Source organism: Pseudomonas sp. Sample_24 (assembly GCF_004307605.1).
Taxonomy (GTDB): Bacteria; Pseudomonadota; Gammaproteobacteria; order Pseudomonadales; family Pseudomonadaceae; genus Aquipseudomonas.
Map to the genome: position 1 here is coordinate 1 of NZ_RCNW01000050.1, position 2,593 is coordinate 2,593.

The 2,593-nt window shown below is 60.0% G+C and carries 3 protein-coding genes; all 3 read left to right on the forward strand.

What is annotated here, in order from left to right:
- The first annotated feature begins 42 nt into the window (after nucleotides 1-42).
- The 3 genes from hslV to D8V06_RS02455 all read left to right on the forward strand — a co-directional run bounded on the left by hslV (nucleotide 43) and on the right by D8V06_RS02455 (nucleotide 2,457).
- Nucleotides 43-573: an ATP-dependent protease subunit HslV gene (gene hslV / locus D8V06_RS02445; RefSeq protein ID WP_007975582.1), complete on the forward strand. Its 531-nt coding sequence runs from the start codon at nucleotides 43-45 to the stop codon at nucleotides 571-573.
- Nucleotides 574-628: 55 nt separating this feature from the next.
- Nucleotides 629-1,966 (forward strand): HslU--HslV peptidase ATPase subunit, encoded by a 1,338-nt coding sequence (gene hslU / locus D8V06_RS02450; protein WP_056852255.1) that lies wholly within the window; start codon nucleotides 629-631, stop codon nucleotides 1,964-1,966.
- A gap of 119 nt (nucleotides 1,967-2,085) precedes the next feature.
- Nucleotides 2,086-2,457 carry a DUF971 domain-containing protein gene (locus D8V06_RS02455; RefSeq protein WP_056852254.1) on the forward strand — a complete coding sequence of 124 codons (372 nt, stop codon included), beginning with the start codon at nucleotides 2,086-2,088 and terminating at the stop codon, nucleotides 2,455-2,457.
- Nucleotides 2,458-2,593: the final 136 nt, after the last annotated feature.

Below are 2,593 nucleotides of genomic sequence, written 5' to 3' on the forward strand. Positions count from 1 at the left end.
GGGCATAAGGCATTTTCGCCCCGCTGCGTGGAGACTCTTCCCTTGACCACCATCGTTTCAGTTCGCCGCCACGGCAAAGTCGTCATGGGCGGCGACGGCCAGGTTTCGCTTGGCAACACCGTGATGAAAGGCAACGCGAAAAAAGTTCGTCGCCTGTACCACGGCCAGGTCATCGCCGGTTTTGCCGGTGCCACCGCTGACGCCTTTACCCTCTTCGAACGCTTCGAAGGCCAGCTGGAAAAACACCAGGGCCATCTGGTCCGCGCCGCTGTCGAGCTCGCCAAAGAATGGCGTACCGACCGTTCCTTGAGCCGCCTCGAAGCCATGCTCGCCGTCGCCAACAAAGACGCGTCCCTGATCATCACCGGCAACGGTGACGTGGTTGAACCCGAAGACGGTTTGATCGCCATGGGCTCCGGCGGCGCCTACGCTCAGGCAGCCGCCAGCGCGCTGCTGAAAAAAACCGATCTGTCGGCCCGGGAAATCGTCGAGACCGCTCTCGGCATCGCCGGCGACATCTGTGTATTCACCAACCACACCCAGACCATTGAGGAGCAGGACTGCGCCGAGTAAGCCCGTGCAGGCCATCGCGCCACGGCTCATTCTTGCTTGAGGTCCGCTAAATACTATGTCCATGACTCCCCGTGAAATCGTCCACGAACTCAATCGCCATATCATCGGCCAGGACGATGCCAAGCGCGCCGTCGCCATTGCCCTGCGCAATCGCTGGCGCCGGATGCAGCTGCCCGAAGAGCTGCGCGTCGAAGTAACGCCGAAGAACATCCTGATGATCGGCCCGACCGGTGTCGGTAAAACCGAGATCGCCCGGCGCCTGGCCAAGTTGGCCAATGCTCCGTTCATCAAGGTCGAAGCGACCAAGTTCACCGAAGTCGGCTACGTTGGCCGTGATGTCGAGTCGATCATTCGTGACCTTGCCGATGCGGCCATCAAGCTCTTGCGCGAGCAGGAAATCGTCAAGGTTCGCCACCGCGCCGAAGACGCCGCCGAAGAGCGCATCCTCGACGCCCTGCTGCCGCCGGCGCGCATGGGCTTCAGCAACGACGACACCCCGACAGCCGATTCCAACACCCGCCAACTGTTCCGCAAACGCCTGCGCGAAGGTCAGCTGGATGACAAGGAGATCGAAATCGAAGTCGCCGAAATGGCCGGCATCGAGATCGCCACGCCGCCGGGCATGGAAGAAATGACCAACCAGCTGCAAAGCCTGTTCGCCAACATGGGCAAGGGCAAAAAGAAGTCCCGCAAGCTCAAGGTCAAAGAAGCGCTGAAACTGGTGCGCGACGAAGAAGCCAGCCGCCTGGTCAACGATGAGGAATTGAAGGCCAAGGCCCTGGAAGCGGTCGAGCAGCACGGCATCGTGTTCATCGACGAAATCGACAAGGTCGCCAAGCGCGGCAATTCCGGTGGCGTCGACGTGTCCCGCGAAGGCGTGCAGCGCGACCTGCTGCCACTGATCGAAGGCTGCACCGTCAACACCAAGCTGGGCATGGTCAAGACCGACCACATCCTGTTCATTGCCTCCGGCGCCTTCCACCTGAGCAAGCCGAGCGACCTGGTGCCCGAGCTGCAAGGTCGCCTGCCGATTCGCGTCGAACTCAAGGCGCTGTCGCCGGAAGATTTCGAGCGCATCCTCAGCGAGCCGCACGCTTCGCTCACCGAGCAATATTGCGCACTGCTGAAAACCGAGGGCCTGGGCATCGAGTTCCAGCCGAGCGGCATCAAGCGCATCGCCGAGATCGCCTGGCAGGTCAACGAGAAAACCGAAAACATCGGTGCCCGTCGCCTGCACACGCTGCTCGAGCGCCTGCTGGAAGAGGTATCGTTCAGTGCCGGCGACCTGGCCAGCAGCCACGACGGCAAGGTCATCCAGATCGACGCTGACTACGTCAACAGCCACCTCGGTGAATTGGCGCAGAACGAAGACCTGTCCCGTTATATCCTGTAAGCCATGCGACCCCTTGTAGGAGCACAGCTTGCTGGCGATGGCGCATTTGAAATCGCCATCGCCGGCAAGCCGTGCTCCTACAGGTGGCTGACCATACGCCTACAGACGGATACCCGGTCATGATCCCCACCGACATCAAACTGCACAAGGCCTCGAAAACCCTGACGCTCAAATATGCGTCTGGCGAGGAATACACCCTTCCCGCGGAATTCCTGCGCGTGCACTCGCCTTCCGCCGAGGTCCAGGGCCACGGCAAACCCATCCTGCAATTTGGCAAGATCAACGTAGGACTGAGCAAGGTAGAACCGGCCGGTCAGTACGCACTGAAACTGACCTTCGACGACGGCCACGACAGCGGCCTTTTCACTTGGGAATATCTTTACGAGCTGGGGCGACGTCATGACGCACTCTGGGAAGATTATCTCGCAGAGCTCAAAGCCGCCGGAAAAACCCGCGACCCCAACGAATCTGTCGTCAAGCTGATGCTCTAGCCTGAGCCTCTTGCTCTTTAGAGGGCATTTTCTAATTTCATCTGTTTGAATGCTCCGCTTCAGCGCCGGTGATTGGCCTGCTTGCGAAAAAAATTAAACTCGGGTAACCAATGGAGCTGGCAAGTTCCCTGCAGTG

Excerpts from the sequence above, each read along its gene's own strand:
- hslU (WP_056852255.1), top strand. The coding sequence starts at position 629 with ATGTCCATGACTCCCCGTGAAATCGTCCACGAACTCAATCGCCATATC.
- D8V06_RS02455 (WP_056852254.1), top strand. The coding sequence starts at position 2,086 with ATGATCCCCACCGACATCAAACTGCACAAGGCCTCGAAAACCCTGACG.